This window comes from Mycolicibacterium elephantis DSM 44368 (genome assembly GCF_004014805.1).
GTDB lineage: Bacteria > Actinomycetota > Actinomycetes > Mycobacteriales > Mycobacteriaceae > Mycobacterium > Mycobacterium elephantis.
Map to the genome: position 1 here is coordinate 20,199 of NZ_ATDN01000033.1, position 13,920 is coordinate 34,118.

Below are 13,920 nucleotides of genomic sequence, written 5' to 3' on the forward strand. Positions count from 1 at the left end.
GTCACCTTATGGCCGGCGTCAGCCGGCGCACGCCTCGGACAGGTGCGCGAGTTTCTGGCTGATCTGCGCGTTGATCGCGGTCATCTCGTAGAACGTCGGCGGGGCGGGCGCACCCGGCGCCCGGGATTCGGCTTCGGCACGCACCTTGGACATCTTGCGGACGAACTCGTCGGCGAGGTTGGCCAACTGTGAGCTGGTCCACTCCAGATCGGGTGCGCTTCGGCTGACCTTCTGGGCGCGTTCGGCCAGCCCGTCGGCCCACGCCCGGTACGCCGTCTCTTCGGCCAGGGTCGGCAGGCCCTCACCCTCACTGGACTTCGACTCGATGAGGGCGGCCTGAGATTGGTTGAACTGCAACAACTCTCGCACCGCGTCGCACTCGGCCGGCGGACGGTTGAACATGCTGTAGACCAGCGCGACGATCACCGCCACCACCACCCCGATGGCGATCCACCACCGTCGATCAAGCTTCACCGCCTGAACTCTAACGATCGCCGTCGGCCGGTGGCATCACCAGGGGTTTTCTCAGCGCCCGCCGGCTTGATAGAGTGGCCGGGTGCAGCGGGTGCTCCTCCTCGGCAGCCGCGACGGGGTCTGATCCAGACCGGCTTCCCGTCGCGGGTGTTCGCGCTGCGCCGGTCGATTGTCGACTTTCCCCTCAATCCCGGAGCACCTCATCGTGACTACTTTCTCGAAGACTTCTTTCGATTCACCTGACGCTTTCACGTCGGCACGTTCCATCACCAAGCCCGCCGGCCCACCCAATCCCGGCCAGCCCCCCTGGAACACCCAGCGCGGCTCGTCGATGCCGGTACACCGCTACCGCAGCTTCGCCGACGAGGTGCCGGGCGGGAGCCCGGCGTCAGGCCCAGCGACCATTCCGTTTGACCGCACCTGGCCCGACCGGGTGATCGACGAGGCGCCGCTGTGGTGCGCGGTGGATCTGCGCGACGGCAACCAGGCGCTGATCGACCCGATGAGCCCGGCCCGCAAGCGCCGCATGTTCGACCTGCTGGTGCGGATGGGCTACAAGGAGATCGAGGTCGGTTTCCCGTCGGCCAGCCAGACCGACTTCGACTTCGTGCGCGAGATCATCGAGCAGGGCGCGATCCCCGACGACGTCACCATCCAGGTGTTGACGCAATGCCGCCCGGAGCTGATCGAGCGCACGTTCGAGGCCTGCGAGGGCGCCCCGCGGGTGATCGTGCACTTCTACAACTCGACGTCGATCCTGCAGCGCAGGGTGGTGTTCAAGGCCGACCGCGAAGCCGTCAAGGCCATCGCCGTCGACGGGGCGCGCAAGTGCGTCGAGGAGGCCAAGAAGTATCCCGGCACGCTGTGGCGCTACGAGTACTCCCCGGAGTCCTACACCGGCACCGAGCTGGTGTACGCCAAGGAGGTCTGCGACGCGGTCGGCGACGTGCTGGAGCCCACCCCGGACTGGCCGCTGATCGTCAACCTGCCCGCAACCGTCGAGATGGCCACCCCGAACGTCTACGCCGACTCGATCGAGTGGATGAGCCGCAACCTGAAGCGGCGTGACAGCATCGTGCTGTCGCTGCACCCGCACAACGACCGCGGAACCGCCGTCGCCGCAGCGGAATTGGGTTATGCGGCCGGCGCCGACCGGATCGAGGGCTGCCTGTTCGGCAACGGTGAGCGCACCGGCAACGTCTGCCTGGTGACGCTGGGAATGAACCTGTTCTCCCGCGGCGTCGACCCGCAGATCGACTTCTCGAACATCGACGAGATCCGCCGCACCGTCGAGTACTGCAACCAGCTGCCGGTGCACGAACGTCACCCCTACGGCGGCGATCTGGTCTACACCGCGTTCTCCGGCAGCCATCAGGACGCCATCAACAAGGGCCTGGACGCGATGAAGGTATCCGCCGATGAGCAGGACGCCGACGTCGACGACATCTTGTGGCAGGTGCCGTACCTGCCGATCGATCCGCGCGACGTCGGGCGCACCTACGAGGCCGTCATCCGGGTGAACTCGCAGTCCGGCAAGGGCGGGGTGGCCTACATCATGAAGGCCGACCACGGCCTGGCGCTGCCGCGGCGGCTGCAGGTGGAGTTCTCCCAGTCGATCCAGAAGATCACCGACGGCGAGGGCGGCGAGGTGTCGCCGAAGGAGATGTGGGACGTCTTCTTCGAGGAGTACCTGGCGCCGACGCGGCCGCTGGAACGGATCCGGCAGAAGGTGACGGCCGCCGAGTTCGACGGCGGCACCGACACCGTCGAGGCGGTCGTCTCTGTCGACGGCGTCGAGCACGAGATCGTCGGCACCGGCAACGGTCCGCTCGCGGCGTTCGTCGACGCGCTAGCCACGATCGGCATCCACGTCAACGTGCTGGACTACTCCGAACACGCCATGTCCTCCGGCGAAGAGGCCAAGGCCGCCGCCTACGTCGAGGCGTCGATCGGCGACACCACGGTGTGGGGCGTGGGGATCGCGACCTCGATCACCACGGCGTCACTGCGCGCGGTGGTGTCGGCGGTGAACCGGGCCGCACGCTGACCCGGCTAGAACAGCGCGAACTGCTCCCCGGCGGCGCGGATGTCGGTGAACTCCTCGATGCCGGTGCCGGCGACGACGCCGTCGAGATGGGTCAGGAAGTCGGCGTCGGTGACCAGCGGAACGCCGAGCTGTCTGGCCTGGTAGCCCTTGCCGTGCTCGGGTTCGGGCTCGTTGCAGATCATCAGCGACGTCTCGAGGTCGACGGTGTCGGTGTAGGCCAGCCCGGCGTGCAGGATCCGCTCGATGAGCTCTTCGTGGGTGCGCTGCACCTCGGCCGACACCGCGATGCGCATGCCCTGCACCAGCGGCCTGCCGCGCACGTACCGGCCGGGGTTGAGGTACGGGCACGGCAACCGCGCGGCCAGCATCTTCAGCGGGCGCAGTTCGTCGTGGGTGACCAAGCCGTTCGGCCAGCGGCGCCGCGTCACCGGATGCACGGGCAGCCACACCTTGCGCTCGCGGGCCCGCAGCAGCACCGGCTTGAGGATCTGGGCGAGCACCAACGCGTCGTCGAGCGCGTCGTGCGGTTTCATCTGGGTGACGCCCCAGTGCGCGGCCAGGGTCTCCAGCCGCAGGTTCTCGGTGCCCAGGTCGAGGCGGCGGGCCAGCTCGACGGTGCACATCACGGTGTCGATGGGCAGTTCCTCGCCCACCAGCTCGGCCTCGGCGGCCAAAAACGAGTAGTCGAAGCCGACGTTGTGGGCGACCAGGGTGCGACCGTCGAGCAGTTCGATCAGCGCGTCGGCGATGTCACCGAAGCACGGTTGGCCGTGCAGCATCTCTGCGGTCAGCCCGTGCACATGGGTGGGGCCGGGGTCGACGCCGGGGTCGAGCAGGCTGTAGAGGCTCTGCTCGACGTTGCCGTCGTCGCCGAGGGCGAGCGCGGCGATGCTGACGACGCGAGCCTGGCCGGGGCGGAAACCGCTGGTTTCCACGTCGACGACCGCCCAGCCGGCGCCGGCCTCGTGCGCCGGTCGGCCCCATGAGCCGCCCGGCCGGCGACATCCCGCATCAGCGTGGCTCACAATTCGAGGATGGCACGGTAGTCCGACAATCCAGGGACCTCGCCGTTTCGGTGTCCAGCGTGTCGGGGCCCTTTCTGAAGCCTCATAGACTGCCGGGAATGGTGACCGTTCGAGGGCGGGCCGCGCTGGCGGCCGGGGCCGCGGCGCGATGGGCGTCGCGGGTCACCGGGCGTGGTGCCGGCGCGATGATCGGCGGGCTCGTCGCGCTGGCGCTGGACAAGTCGCTGCTGCGCCAGCTCGGCCGGGGCCGTCGCAGCGTGGTGGTCACCGGGACCAACGGCAAGTCCACCACCACCCGGATGATCGCCGCGGCGCTGCGCACGCTCGGCCCGGTCGCGACCAACGACACCGGCGCGAACATGGACGCCGGGCTGGTCGCCGCGCTGGCCGCGGCCCCTGACGCGCCGCTGGCCGCGCTGGAGGTCGACGAGATGCACGTGCCGCACGTCTTGGACGCGGTGGAAGCCGCGGTCGTCGTGCTGCTGAACCTCTCGCGCGACCAGCTCGACCGTGTCGGGGAGATCAACCACATCGAACGCACGCTGCGGGCGGGATTGGCGCGGCATCCGTCGGCGGTGGTGGTGGCCAACTGCGACGACGTGCTGATGACGTCGGCGGCTTACGACAGCCCCAACGTGGTGTGGGTGGCCGCGGGCGCGGGCTGGGCCAATGACTCGGTGAGCTGCCCGCGGTCGGGTGAGATGATCGTGCGCGACGGTGCGCACTGGTATTCCAGCGGAACCGATTTCAAGCGACCCACGCCGCACTGGTGGTTCGACGAGACCAACATCTATGGCCCAGAGGGCATCACGCTGCCGATGACGCTGGCGCTGCCCGGGTCGGTCAACCGCGGAAATGCCACGCAGGCGGTGGCCGCGGCGGTGACGATGGGCGCCGACGCCGCCGCGGCGGTGGCAGCGGTGTCGGCCGTGGACGAGGTCGCGGGACGGTACCGCACCGTGCGCCTGGGCGAGCACACGGTGCGGGTGTTGCTGGCCAAGAACCCCGCCGGATGGCAGGAAGCGCTGTCGATGGTCGACAAACACGGTGCGGGCGTGGTGATTTCGGTCAACGGCCAGGTGCCCGACGGCGAAGACCTGTCGTGGCTCTGGGATGTGCGTTTCGAGCACTTCGAGGACACGCAGGTGGTGGCGGCCGGCGAACGAGGCACCGATCTCGCGGTGCGGCTGGGGTATGCGCGGGTCGAGCACACGCTGGTGCATGACACCGTCGCGGCGATCGCGTCGTGCCCGCCCGGGCACGTCGAGGTGATCGCGAACTACACCGCGTTTCTGCAGTTGAACCGGGAGTTGGAGCGTCGTGGTCCCAGGGGGCAGGAGCGTGGGGCCCACGTCCGCAGGACAGGGGACGACCGGGGGGAACATGGCTGAGTCGACGGTGCGGATCGGGTTGGTGCTGCCCGACGTGATGGGCACCTACGGCGACGGCGGCAACGCGGTGGTGCTGCGGGAACGGTTGCGGCTGCGGGGTTTCGCCGCCGAAATCGTGGAGATCACGCTGGCGGATCCGGTGCCCGCCGAACTGGATCTGTACACCCTCGGCGGCGCCGAGGATTACGCACAGCGGCTGGCCACCCGGCACCTGCTGCGGTATCCGGGGCTGCAGCAGGCGGTTTCGCGCGGGGCGCCGGTGCTGGCGATCTGCGCGGCGATCCAGGTGTTGGGCCACTGGTATGAGACGTCGTCGGGCGAGCGGGTCGAGGGGGTGGGCCTGCTGGATGTGACGACGTCGCCGCAGTCCAGCAGGACGATCGGCGAGGTGGTGTCGCAGCCGCTGCTGCCTGAGCTGTCCGAGAAGCTCACCGGCTTCGAGAATCATCGCGGCGGAACGGTTTTGGGCGCGTCGGCGCAACCGCTTGCGCGGGTGATCAGCGGCGCGGGCAACCGGGCCGGCGACGGGTTCGACGGTGCGGTGCAGGGTAGCGTCGTCGCGACCTACCTGCACGGGCCGTGTCTGGCGCGTAACCCGCAGCTAGCGGACTACCTGTTGTCGCGCGTCGTTGGCGAGCTGGCGGCGTTGGAGCTTCGCGAGGTGGAGCAGCTGCGCCGCGAGCGGTTGGCGGCCCCCCGCCGCGTCTAGGCCCATACACCCTGCGTCGAGATCGACGATTTGGCGGGTTTCGCTCGTGCTTTTCCGCCAAAGCGTCGATTTCGGCGAAGGATAGTCAGGCCATCGCGCGGCGGCCGGCCAGGGCCCGACCCAAGGTCAGCTCGTCCGCGAACTCCAGGTCGCCGCCCATCGGCAGGCCCGACGCGATCCGCGTCACCGTCAGCCCCGGGATGTCGCGCAGCATCCGCATCAGATACGTCGCGGTGGCCTCGCCCTCGGTGTTCGGGTCGGTGGCGATGATCACCTCGGTGATGTCCACGCCGTCGACGCGCTCCCCGATCCGGTTGAGCAACTCGCGTATCCGCAGCTGCTCGGGGCCCACCCCCGACAACGGATCGAGCGCCCCGCCGAGCACGTGGTAGCGGCCGCGGAACTCGCGGGTGCGTTCGACGGCCTGCACGTCCTTGGGCTCCTCGACCACACACACCACCGATCCGTCGCGGCGGGTGTCGGAGCAGATGCGGCACCGGTCGTCGTCGGACACGTTGCCGCACACGGCGCAGTGTTTGACGCCGTCACGCACCTTCGACAGCGCCGCGGTCAACCGGTCGATGTCGGGCGGCTCGACCGACAGCAGATGAAACGCGATCCGCTGCGCGCTCTTCGGCCCGATCCCGGGCAGCTTGCCGAGCTCGTCGATCAGATCTTGGACGGGGCCCTCGAACAATTACATTCCCGGCAGACCGAGGTCACCCATGCCGCTGGCCAACGGCCCCAGCCGATCGTGCGCCAGGATCGTGACCTGCTTGGCCGCGTCGCCGATGGCGCCGACGATGAGATCCTGCAGCGTTTCGGGATCCTCAGGATTGATCACCTTCGGGTCGATCGACACCGCGACCACCTCGCCGCTGCCCTTCATCGTGACCTGCACCAGCCCACCGCCGGCCTGGCCGTGGACCTGCGCGTTCGCCAGCGCCTCCTGCGCCTCCATCAGCTGCTGCTGCACCTGCTGCGCCTGAGCGAGGAGCGCCGACATATCGGGCTGGCCTCCGGGCGGTGTGCCTCCGGGTTGCATGACGGTCCCCTTGCGTATTGGTATCGACTTGGTCTCTGTCGCCCGCCTGGGGCGGTTTGGCCTTTCAGCGTAGTCGCGCTCGGGGCTACGGTGACGCCCGTGCCTGCCCGCCTGCGTGTCGGCGCCGCCGTGGCGTCGTGTTTCGTCGTCGCCGCGTCGACGCTCGTCAGCCCTGCCGGTGACGTCCGCGCCGCACCGTCGCCCATCGCCGGCAAGATCGTGTTCCTCGATCCCGGACACAACGGCGCCAACGACGACTCGATCAGCCGCCAGGTGCCGACCGGCCGCGGCGGCACCAAGGACTGCCAGGCCAGCGGCACCTCGACCGACGACGGCTATGCCGAGCACACCTTCGCCTGGGATACCACGCTGCGCATCCGCCAGGCGCTCACCAAGCTCGGCGTGCGCACCGCGATGTCGCGCGGCAACGACAACGCGCTCGGCCCCTGCGTCGACGAACGCGCGGCGATGGCCAATTCGCTGAAGCCGAACGCGATCGTGAGCATCCACGCCGACGGCGGGCCTCCGACGGGCCGGGGCTTCCACGTGCTGTACTCGTCGCCGCCGCTCAACGAGGCGCAGGCCGGGCCGTCGCCGCGGTTCGCCCAGATCATGCGGGACCAGCTGAAGGCCTCCGGGTTCGTGCCCGCCACCTACATCGGCACGGGCGGGCTCAATCCGCGCTCGGACATCGCGGGCCTGAACCTCGCGCAATACCCGTCCATCCTCGTCGAGTTGGGCAACATGAAGAACCCTGCGGACTCGGGGCTGATGAAGACACCCGAGGGCCGGCAGAAGTACGCCGACGCCGTGGTGCGCGGAATCGCGGGTTTCCTGGCCACCACCTAGCCCGCCCCCGCTTTGCGCTCTAAAGGGTTGATTGCTCGCACCAGGTGCTTGTAATCGACCTCTTAACGAGATTCCCGCTCGACGTGGGACTTGAGGTTGGCCAGCACTTCGTCCTGGATCTTGCGCAACCCCAGCGGTGCGAAGATCTTTTCGAAGAAGCCGCCGACGCCGCCGGCGCCCTGCCAGGTCGTCTTGACCGTGACGGTGGACCCCTCACCCGCGGGGGCGACGGTCCAGTTGGTGATCATCGACGAGTTGGCGTCCTTCTCGATGACGGTGTGGCCCGCGACGTCGACGGTGGCCTTGACGTCACGCACCCGCGACTTGGTGGCCTGCAGTTTCCACGACGCGACCGTGCCCGCGCCCTGCCCGCCCTCGAGCACCTTGTAATCGCGGTAGTGCGGGGACAAGATCTCGGGCCGCACGGTCGAGTAGTCCGCGATCGCCGCCAACACCTTCTCCGGCGGCGCCTCGACCAAGACCGTGCTGGCTGCGCTGACCTGTGCCATCTGGACATCTCCTGGTTTGACTGTGCGGTCGCATCAGCGGCGGACGCCGACTAGCGTATATCCGTGTCTGCTGAGAAAACCGACGCACGTGCTGCTCACGCGGCGGGGGTCCAGCGGCTCCTGGACAGCTACCGGGCGATCCCGCCGAACGCCACCGTACGTCTTGCCAAACCGACCTCGAATCTGTTCCGCGCCCGCGCCAAGACCAAAAGCAAGGGCCTCGACGTCTCGGGCCTGACCGGGGTCGTCGCCGTCGACCCCGACGCCCGCACCGCCGACGTCGCAGGCATGTGCACCTACGAGACGCTGGTCGCGGCCACGCTGCCATACGCGCTCTCGCCGCTGGTGGTGCCGCAGCTCAAGACGATCACCCTCGGCGGGGCGGTCACCGGGCTGGGCATCGAGTCGGCGTCGTTCCGCAACGGGCTGCCCCACGAGTCGGTGTTGGAGATGGACATCCTGACCGGCGCGGGTGAGATCCTCACCGCCTCACCGGAACAGCACGACGACCTGTATCGCGCGTTCCCCAACTCCTATGGCACGCTCGGGTATTCGGTGCGACTCAAGATCGAGCTGGAACCCGTCAAACCGTTCGTCGCGCTGCGGCACCTGCGATTTCACACGCTCGAGGACATGGTCGCCGCGATGGACCGCATCGTCGAGACCCGCGACCACGACGGCACACCGGTGGACTACCTCGACGGCGTGGTGTTCTCCGCCGAGGAGAGCTACCTGACGCTGGGCACGCAGACCGCGACACCGGGACCGGTCAGCGACTACACCGGCCAGCAGATCTACTACCGCTCCATCCAGCACTCCGGCCAGGACGGTGAAAAGCACGACCGGCTCACCATTCACGACTACCTGTGGCGGTGGGACACCGACTGGTTCTGGTGTTCGCGGGCCTTCGGCGCGCAGAACCCGCGGATTCGCCGGCTTTGGCCCCGGCGCTACCGGCGCAGCAGCTTCTACTGGAAGCTCATCGCTTACGACCAGCGCTTCAACATCGCCGACCGCATCGAGATGCGCCACGGCCGCCCACCCCGGGAACGGGTCGTCCAGGACATCGAGGTGCCGATCACGCGGACCGCCGAGTTCCTGCACTGGTTTCTCTACAACGTTCCGATCGAACCGATCTGGTTGTGCCCGCTGCGACTTCGCGGCGACCAGAGCTGGCCGCTGTACCCGATCCAGCCCCGCCGCACCTACGTCAACGTCGGCTTCTGGTCGTCGGTGCCGGTCGGACCGGAAGAGGGCCACACCAACCGGCTGATCGAACGCAAGGTCAGCGAACTCGACGGGCACAAGTCGCTGTACTCCGATGCGTATTACAGCCGCGAGGAGTTTGACGAACTGTACGGCGGAGAAACCTACAAGACGGTCAAAAAAAGCTACGATCCCGACTCACGTCTACTCGACCTGTATGCGAAGGCGGTGCAAAGACGATGACGACGTTCAGAGAACACCCGGCCCGGACGTCGAGCAGGAAGCTCACGCTCGCCGAGATCCTGGAGATCCTCGCCGGTGGCACGCTGCCGCTGCGGTTCACCGCCTACGACGGCAGCACCGCGGGCCCCGAAGACGCCCCGTTGGGCCTCGATCTGCTGACCCCCCGCGGCACAACCTATCTCGCGACCGCTCCGGGTGACCTGGGCCTGGCGCGGGCGTACGTCTCGGGTGACCTCGAGGCCCGCGGTGTGCATCCGGGCGACCCCTACGAACTGCTCAAGGCGCTCGCCGGCAAGATGGACTTCAAGAGGCCGTCGCCGCGGGTGCTGGCCAACATCGTGCGGTCGCTGGGCTTCGAGCACCTCAAGCCGATCGCGCCGCCGCCGCAGGAGGCGCTGCCGCGGTGGCGCCGCATCGCGGAGGGGTTGCGGCACAGCAGAACCCGTGACGCCGAGGCGATCCATCACCACTACGACGTGTCGAATCGGTTCTACGAATGGGTGCTCGGGCCCTCGATGACCTACACCTGCGCGTGCTACCCGCACGCCGACGCGACGCTGGAGGAGGCGCAGGACAACAAGTACCGGCTGGTGTTCGAAAAGCTGCACCTGAAGCCGGGTGACCGGCTGCTCGACGTGGGCTGCGGCTGGGGCGGCATGGTGCGCTATGCGGCGCGACACGGTGTGAAAGCGATCGGTGTCACGCTCTCGAAGGAGCAGGCCACGTGGGCGCAGAAGGCCATCGCCGAGGACGGCCTGACCGATCTCGCCGAGGTGCGCCACGGTGACTACCGCGATGTGCGCGAATCCGGTTTCGACGCGGTGTCCTCGATCGGGCTGACCGAGCACATCGGCGTGCACAACTACCCGGCGTACTTCCGGTTCCTGCGGTCCAAGCTGCGCACCGGCGGCCTGTTGCTCAACCACTGCATCACCCGCCCCGACAACAGGTCCGCGCCCACCGCGGGCGGTTTCATCGACCGCTACGTCTTCCCCGACGGTGAGCTCACCGGCTCCGGGCGCATCATCACCGAGGCCCAGGACGTCGGCCTGGAGGTGCTGCACGAGGAGAACCTGCGCCACCACTACGCGCTCACGCTGCGCGACTGGTGCCGCAACCTCGTCGAGCACTGGGACGAGTCCGTCGCCGAGGTCGGCCTGCCCACCGCCAAGGTGTGGGGGCTGTACATGGCGGGCTCGCGACTGGGCTTCGAGACCAACGTGGTGCAGTTGCACCAGGTGCTGGCGGTCAAGCTCGACAGCCACGGCAACGACGGCGGTCTTCCGCTGCGGCCGTGGTGGACGCCCTAGCTGTAACTCTCAGACAGATTGTGAACGGCGTGGCTAGCGGGAAGTAGGTGAAGACCTCCGGTATCGGTGTGGTTACCACACACACCCCGATTCCGAGAGGTCCTCATGGTCCACGCTAACGCTTCATTGACTTCGCGCGGCCGGTTGCGGCTTGCGCAGGCTGTTGTTGATCAGGGTTGGAGCCTGCGGCGCGCGGCTGAGCGGTTCCAATGTTCACCGGCCACGGCCAAGAAGTGGGCTGATCGTTATCGGGCCGGCGGTGCGGCGGCCATGGTGGATCGTTCCAGCCGACGCTGGCCGCCACTGCGGAGGCCGAGTTCCTCAAGCACAAGAAGATCGGGGCGCACGGCGCCGAGATCGCCATCAGCCCTTCCGATATCTACGATCTGACTCAGTTGTCGTCGCGCACCGACCGGGTGCTGCCCAACGGGGTCTGTCTGCTGCCGCCGCTGAAGACCTGCGACAAAGGCAACGCCTGCCTGTCGTGCGGACACTTCGCCACCGACGCCACCCACATTGATGAACTGGTCGATCAGCGCACCGGAACACAGTCGCTGATCACTACACGCCGATCCCAGTACCGCGCCCGTACCGGACGCGAACTGACCGACGACAATGTGTGGATTCACCAGCGCCGACGCGAAATCGCTTCCCTCGATGCCATTATCGAACGCCTCCGCGGTGACTCTGCAATCACCGCGGACGGTAAGACCGTCGCTGGGGCCGGCACCGCCCACCGGCTGCCACTGCTGCAGATCAAGACCCGCGGCAGCCACGAATCCGTGCTGCGTAAAGCCGACCCCGGTTCACCTCAATGAGCCGACGCCCCCCGCCACCCACCGAAAAAGCTCGACAGGCGCTCAAGAAGTACCGCGACGCCCGGAGCAACGACAAACGCCGCGACATCGAAAAAGCCATCCGCCACCTGCGTAAAACCAACGCCGAAATCACCGTCGCTGCCGTCGCCCGGCGAGCAGGAGTGCAACGCAAAACCGTCTACAAGCATCCCGACCTGATCGCCGTCATCGACCAATATCGTCACCAACCCAGGGCCGAGCCCGCAACGACCGGCGCCGAAAACAGCATCATCACCGCTCTACGGCGCCGGTTGGCCGCCAAAGACGAGGAAATCACGCAGCTGCGGGCGACCCTGGCCCAGCAGAAAGCCACCATCGAACTGCTCTACGGACGCCTCGATGACCCCACACCCTAAACGCAGTGCCGTGGAATCGATTTCCCACCACAGGGCCGACACAATCTGGAACCGCCAGCGAGCCAACGAAATCTGCCAGTCCCTGTCCGTTGGGTTGTTCGCCAGCACGCAGGACTCTGCAGACCTGCTCCATCACCACCAATCAATCAGCTGCGCCCCATAACGCAGCTTGGGTGACCATGGCCGGAGGGACATTCAGCGGCACAGCGGAATGCACGTCCTAAAGCCCGTTCGATGACGTCGAAAAGGGAATGCGCAACATCTCAGCGACCGAGACAACGCCCCATCCAGTGGCGCCGTTACAGATTGCGTTGTCGCATTGGTGGCGCGTGAGCGACGCGGGAAACGGGAAACCTTCCTTATGCCACCGGACGCCGAGTTGCCCAGTCCTTTCGATCCCCCGGCGCGTTCTGCGCCACCTCACCGACGAGCAACTGCTGCGCCACCCGGGCGCGCTGTCGGGTTCGTTGGCGTCTATCGCCGACCGTCTGCGCCAGCGCTATGGCATCAGTTACATGATCGTCCAGGCCGCCCATACCGAAACGCTCGCGAACATGCTCGCCGAACTTCGCTGGCGGGTTCACGCCTCCCGCTCGTCGAGTGAGTACCAACGGCCCCTAGCACCCGGCCGGAAAGCCGATAGCGTCGACATGGCACCTGTCAACGCGAATGCCTCGATCGCAAGGAGCACCGGTACATGACCACTTCCTCCGAGACTTCTTTCCGATTCGGTGTCACGATGACGACGCCGTCGGGACGGGAAGCCTGGATCAGCAAGTGCCGCAAAGCAGAAGAGTATGGCTACGACGTCATCGGAGTCGCCGATCACCTAGGTAAACCGGCACCGTTCCCCGCGATCGTGCTCGCCGCCGCCGCGACCGAGCGGGTACGCGTGTGCACCTTCGTGTTGAACACCAGTTTCTACAATCCGGTCCTGCTCGCCAGGGACGTCGCGACGACCGATCAGCTGACGGACGGCAGGCTGGACCTCGGTCTGGGAACCGGATACGTCAAGGCCGAATTCGCCGCCGCCGGGTTAGCCTTCTCTGGTCCCAGCAAGCGGCTCAACCACCTCGAGGCCACGATATCTGGACTGCGGACATGCTTTGCCAACGCCGAGCCGCGGCCGGTGCAGCAGCCCGGTCCTCCGTTGCTGCTGGGCGGCGAGCGGGACCGCATGTTGACCCTCGCCGCGCGCGAAGCCGACATCGTCGGACTCGTCGGCATGACGTCAACACCCGAGGGCCGGTTGGCGCGAATCGCGACGCCCTCCGAGCTGAAGGAGCGCGTCGACTTCGTGCGGACACACGCCGGTGAGCGGATGGACCGGATCGAGCTCAACCTGCTTGTGCAGAAGGTGATCGTCACGAATGATCGGAAGGGTGCGTTCGAACAGTTGCTGCCGCACACCCCCGGAAACATGATCGACGAACTCGCCGAAGCTCCCATACTGCTGGTCGGGTCCGTCGAACAGATCGCCGATCAGGTGCTCGGGCTGCGCGAGCAGTTCGGATTCAGCTACATCATGGTGCTCGAACCGGAGATGGACGATTTCGCGGCCGTCATAGAGCGGCTGCGCTGACGCCACAGCCTTCTCACGTCGCGCCCAGTTGGCTGGCGATCATGTGCTGCAATTGTTCTCGGCCCGTGTCGCCAAGCGCATCTGCTCATCATGGTGACGTGCCAACCTGCACCGGATCGCCGCGCCGACGATGCGGTGCAGCGTGGCCTGCAGGTCAAGCTCAGAGGAGATGTCGGTGACGACCTGCAGCAGCAACTCCAATTGGTCGCGCGCGGCTGCCAGCTCGTCGAGCTGCTGACGGATCTGGCCAACGACGCCACGACCACCCAGGGGAACGTCCCGGGGAGTGGTGTAAGTGATGGCGGCGTGTCGGTCCC

15 protein-coding genes and 2 pseudogenes are annotated in these 13,920 nt (G+C 67.3%); 11 read left to right on the forward strand and 6 right to left on the reverse strand.

Annotated elements, in window-relative coordinates:
• Nucleotides 1-18 precede the first annotated feature (18 nt).
• Nucleotides 19-474 (reverse strand): hypothetical protein, encoded by a 456-nt coding sequence (locus tag MELE44368_RS19530; RefSeq protein WP_128110019.1) that lies wholly within the window; start codon nt 472-474, stop codon nt 19-21.
• Between the two features lie 205 nt (nt 475-679).
• Here MELE44368_RS19530 and leuA point away from each other — a divergent pair, with 205 nt between their 5' ends.
• Nucleotides 680-2,521: a 2-isopropylmalate synthase gene (leuA, locus tag MELE44368_RS19535; protein WP_128110020.1), complete on the forward strand. Its 1,842-nt coding sequence runs from the start codon at nt 680-682 to the stop codon at nt 2,519-2,521.
• Between the two features lie 5 nt (nt 2,522-2,526).
• On the opposite strand, the gene MELE44368_RS19540 is transcribed toward leuA, so the two are convergent.
• Nucleotides 2,527-3,546, reverse strand: a complete 1,020-nt coding sequence (locus MELE44368_RS19540; protein ID WP_128110021.1) for a DEDDh family exonuclease — start codon at nt 3,544-3,546, stop codon at nt 2,527-2,529.
• A gap of 98 nt (nt 3,547-3,644) precedes the next feature.
• Here MELE44368_RS19540 and MELE44368_RS19545 point away from each other — a divergent pair, with 98 nt between their 5' ends.
• The gene (locus MELE44368_RS19545; RefSeq protein ID WP_128110022.1) at nt 3,645-4,937 is read left to right on the forward strand and encodes a Mur ligase family protein; all 1,293 of its coding nucleotides are present in this window, start codon (nt 3,645-3,647) and stop codon (nt 4,935-4,937) included.
• Nucleotides 4,930-5,646: a type 1 glutamine amidotransferase gene (locus MELE44368_RS19550; protein ID WP_128110023.1), complete on the forward strand. Its 717-nt coding sequence runs from the start codon at nt 4,930-4,932 to the stop codon at nt 5,644-5,646. Before MELE44368_RS19545 ends, MELE44368_RS19550 begins: the two co-directional genes overlap by 8 nt.
• Nucleotides 5,647-5,731: 85 nt before the next feature.
• On the opposite strand, the gene recR is transcribed toward MELE44368_RS19550, so the two are convergent.
• Both recR and MELE44368_RS19560 read right to left on the reverse strand, forming a co-directional pair.
• Nucleotides 5,732-6,343 carry a recombination mediator RecR gene (gene recR / locus MELE44368_RS19555; protein ID WP_046750685.1) on the reverse strand — a complete coding sequence of 204 codons (612 nt, stop codon included), beginning with the start codon at nt 6,341-6,343 and terminating at the stop codon, nt 5,732-5,734.
• Nucleotides 6,344-6,691 carry a YbaB/EbfC family nucleoid-associated protein gene (locus tag MELE44368_RS19560; RefSeq protein ID WP_128110024.1) on the reverse strand — a complete coding sequence of 116 codons (348 nt, stop codon included), beginning with the start codon at nt 6,689-6,691 and terminating at the stop codon, nt 6,344-6,346.
• A gap of 99 nt (nt 6,692-6,790) precedes the next feature.
• Between MELE44368_RS19560 and MELE44368_RS19565 the strand changes: the two genes are divergently transcribed.
• Nucleotides 6,791-7,540, forward strand: coding sequence for an Rv3717 family N-acetylmuramoyl-L-alanine amidase (locus tag MELE44368_RS19565; protein ID WP_128110025.1), 750 nt, complete (start codon nt 6,791-6,793; stop codon nt 7,538-7,540).
• Nucleotides 7,541-7,602: 62 nt separating this feature from the next.
• Here the strand turns inward: MELE44368_RS19565 and MELE44368_RS19570 are convergent, their stop codons facing one another.
• Nucleotides 7,603-8,049 carry an SRPBCC family protein gene (locus MELE44368_RS19570; RefSeq protein ID WP_046750687.1) on the reverse strand — a complete coding sequence of 149 codons (447 nt, stop codon included), beginning with the start codon at nt 8,047-8,049 and terminating at the stop codon, nt 7,603-7,605.
• A 63-nt stretch (nt 8,050-8,112) separates the two neighbouring features.
• On the opposite strand from MELE44368_RS19570, the gene MELE44368_RS19575 reads away from it, so the two are divergent.
• From MELE44368_RS19575 to MELE44368_RS19605, 7 genes and pseudogenes are all read left to right on the forward strand, one after another.
• Nucleotides 8,113-9,498 carry an FAD-binding oxidoreductase gene (locus MELE44368_RS19575; protein WP_128110026.1) on the forward strand — a complete coding sequence of 462 codons (1,386 nt, stop codon included), beginning with the start codon at nt 8,113-8,115 and terminating at the stop codon, nt 9,496-9,498.
• A complete protein-coding gene (locus tag MELE44368_RS19580; RefSeq protein WP_128110027.1) occupies nt 9,495-10,808 on the forward strand; it encodes a class I SAM-dependent methyltransferase in 1,314 nt (437 codons plus the stop codon). The genes MELE44368_RS19575 and MELE44368_RS19580 overlap by 4 nt, the downstream gene beginning before the upstream one ends.
• Before the next feature lie 105 nt (nt 10,809-10,913).
• A pseudogene (locus MELE44368_RS19585) lies at nt 10,914-11,153 on the forward strand (helix-turn-helix domain-containing protein); the annotation flags it as partial.
• Nucleotides 11,090-11,626: pseudogene (locus MELE44368_RS19590) on the forward strand (tyrosine-type recombinase/integrase); the annotation flags it as partial. The pseudogenes MELE44368_RS19585 and MELE44368_RS19590, both read left to right, overlap by 64 nt.
• Nucleotides 11,623-12,021 (forward strand): DUF6262 family protein, encoded by a 399-nt coding sequence (locus tag MELE44368_RS19595; protein WP_128110028.1) that lies wholly within the window; start codon nt 11,623-11,625, stop codon nt 12,019-12,021. The pseudogene MELE44368_RS19590 and the gene MELE44368_RS19595, both read left to right, overlap by 4 nt.
• 329 nt (nt 12,022-12,350) lie before the next feature.
• On the forward strand, nt 12,351-12,722 hold the full coding sequence (locus MELE44368_RS27425; protein ID WP_128110029.1) for a hypothetical protein: 372 nt from the start codon (nt 12,351-12,353) through the stop codon (nt 12,720-12,722).
• Nucleotides 12,719-13,603, forward strand: a complete 885-nt coding sequence (locus MELE44368_RS19605; RefSeq protein ID WP_128110030.1) for an LLM class F420-dependent oxidoreductase — start codon at nt 12,719-12,721, stop codon at nt 13,601-13,603. The genes MELE44368_RS27425 and MELE44368_RS19605 overlap by 4 nt, the downstream gene beginning before the upstream one ends.
• Nucleotides 13,604-13,642: 39 nt before the next feature.
• On the opposite strand, the gene MELE44368_RS26740 is transcribed toward MELE44368_RS19605, so the two are convergent.
• On the reverse strand, nt 13,643-13,920 hold a 278-nt coding region (locus MELE44368_RS26740; RefSeq protein WP_164890162.1), incomplete at its 5' end, for a hypothetical protein.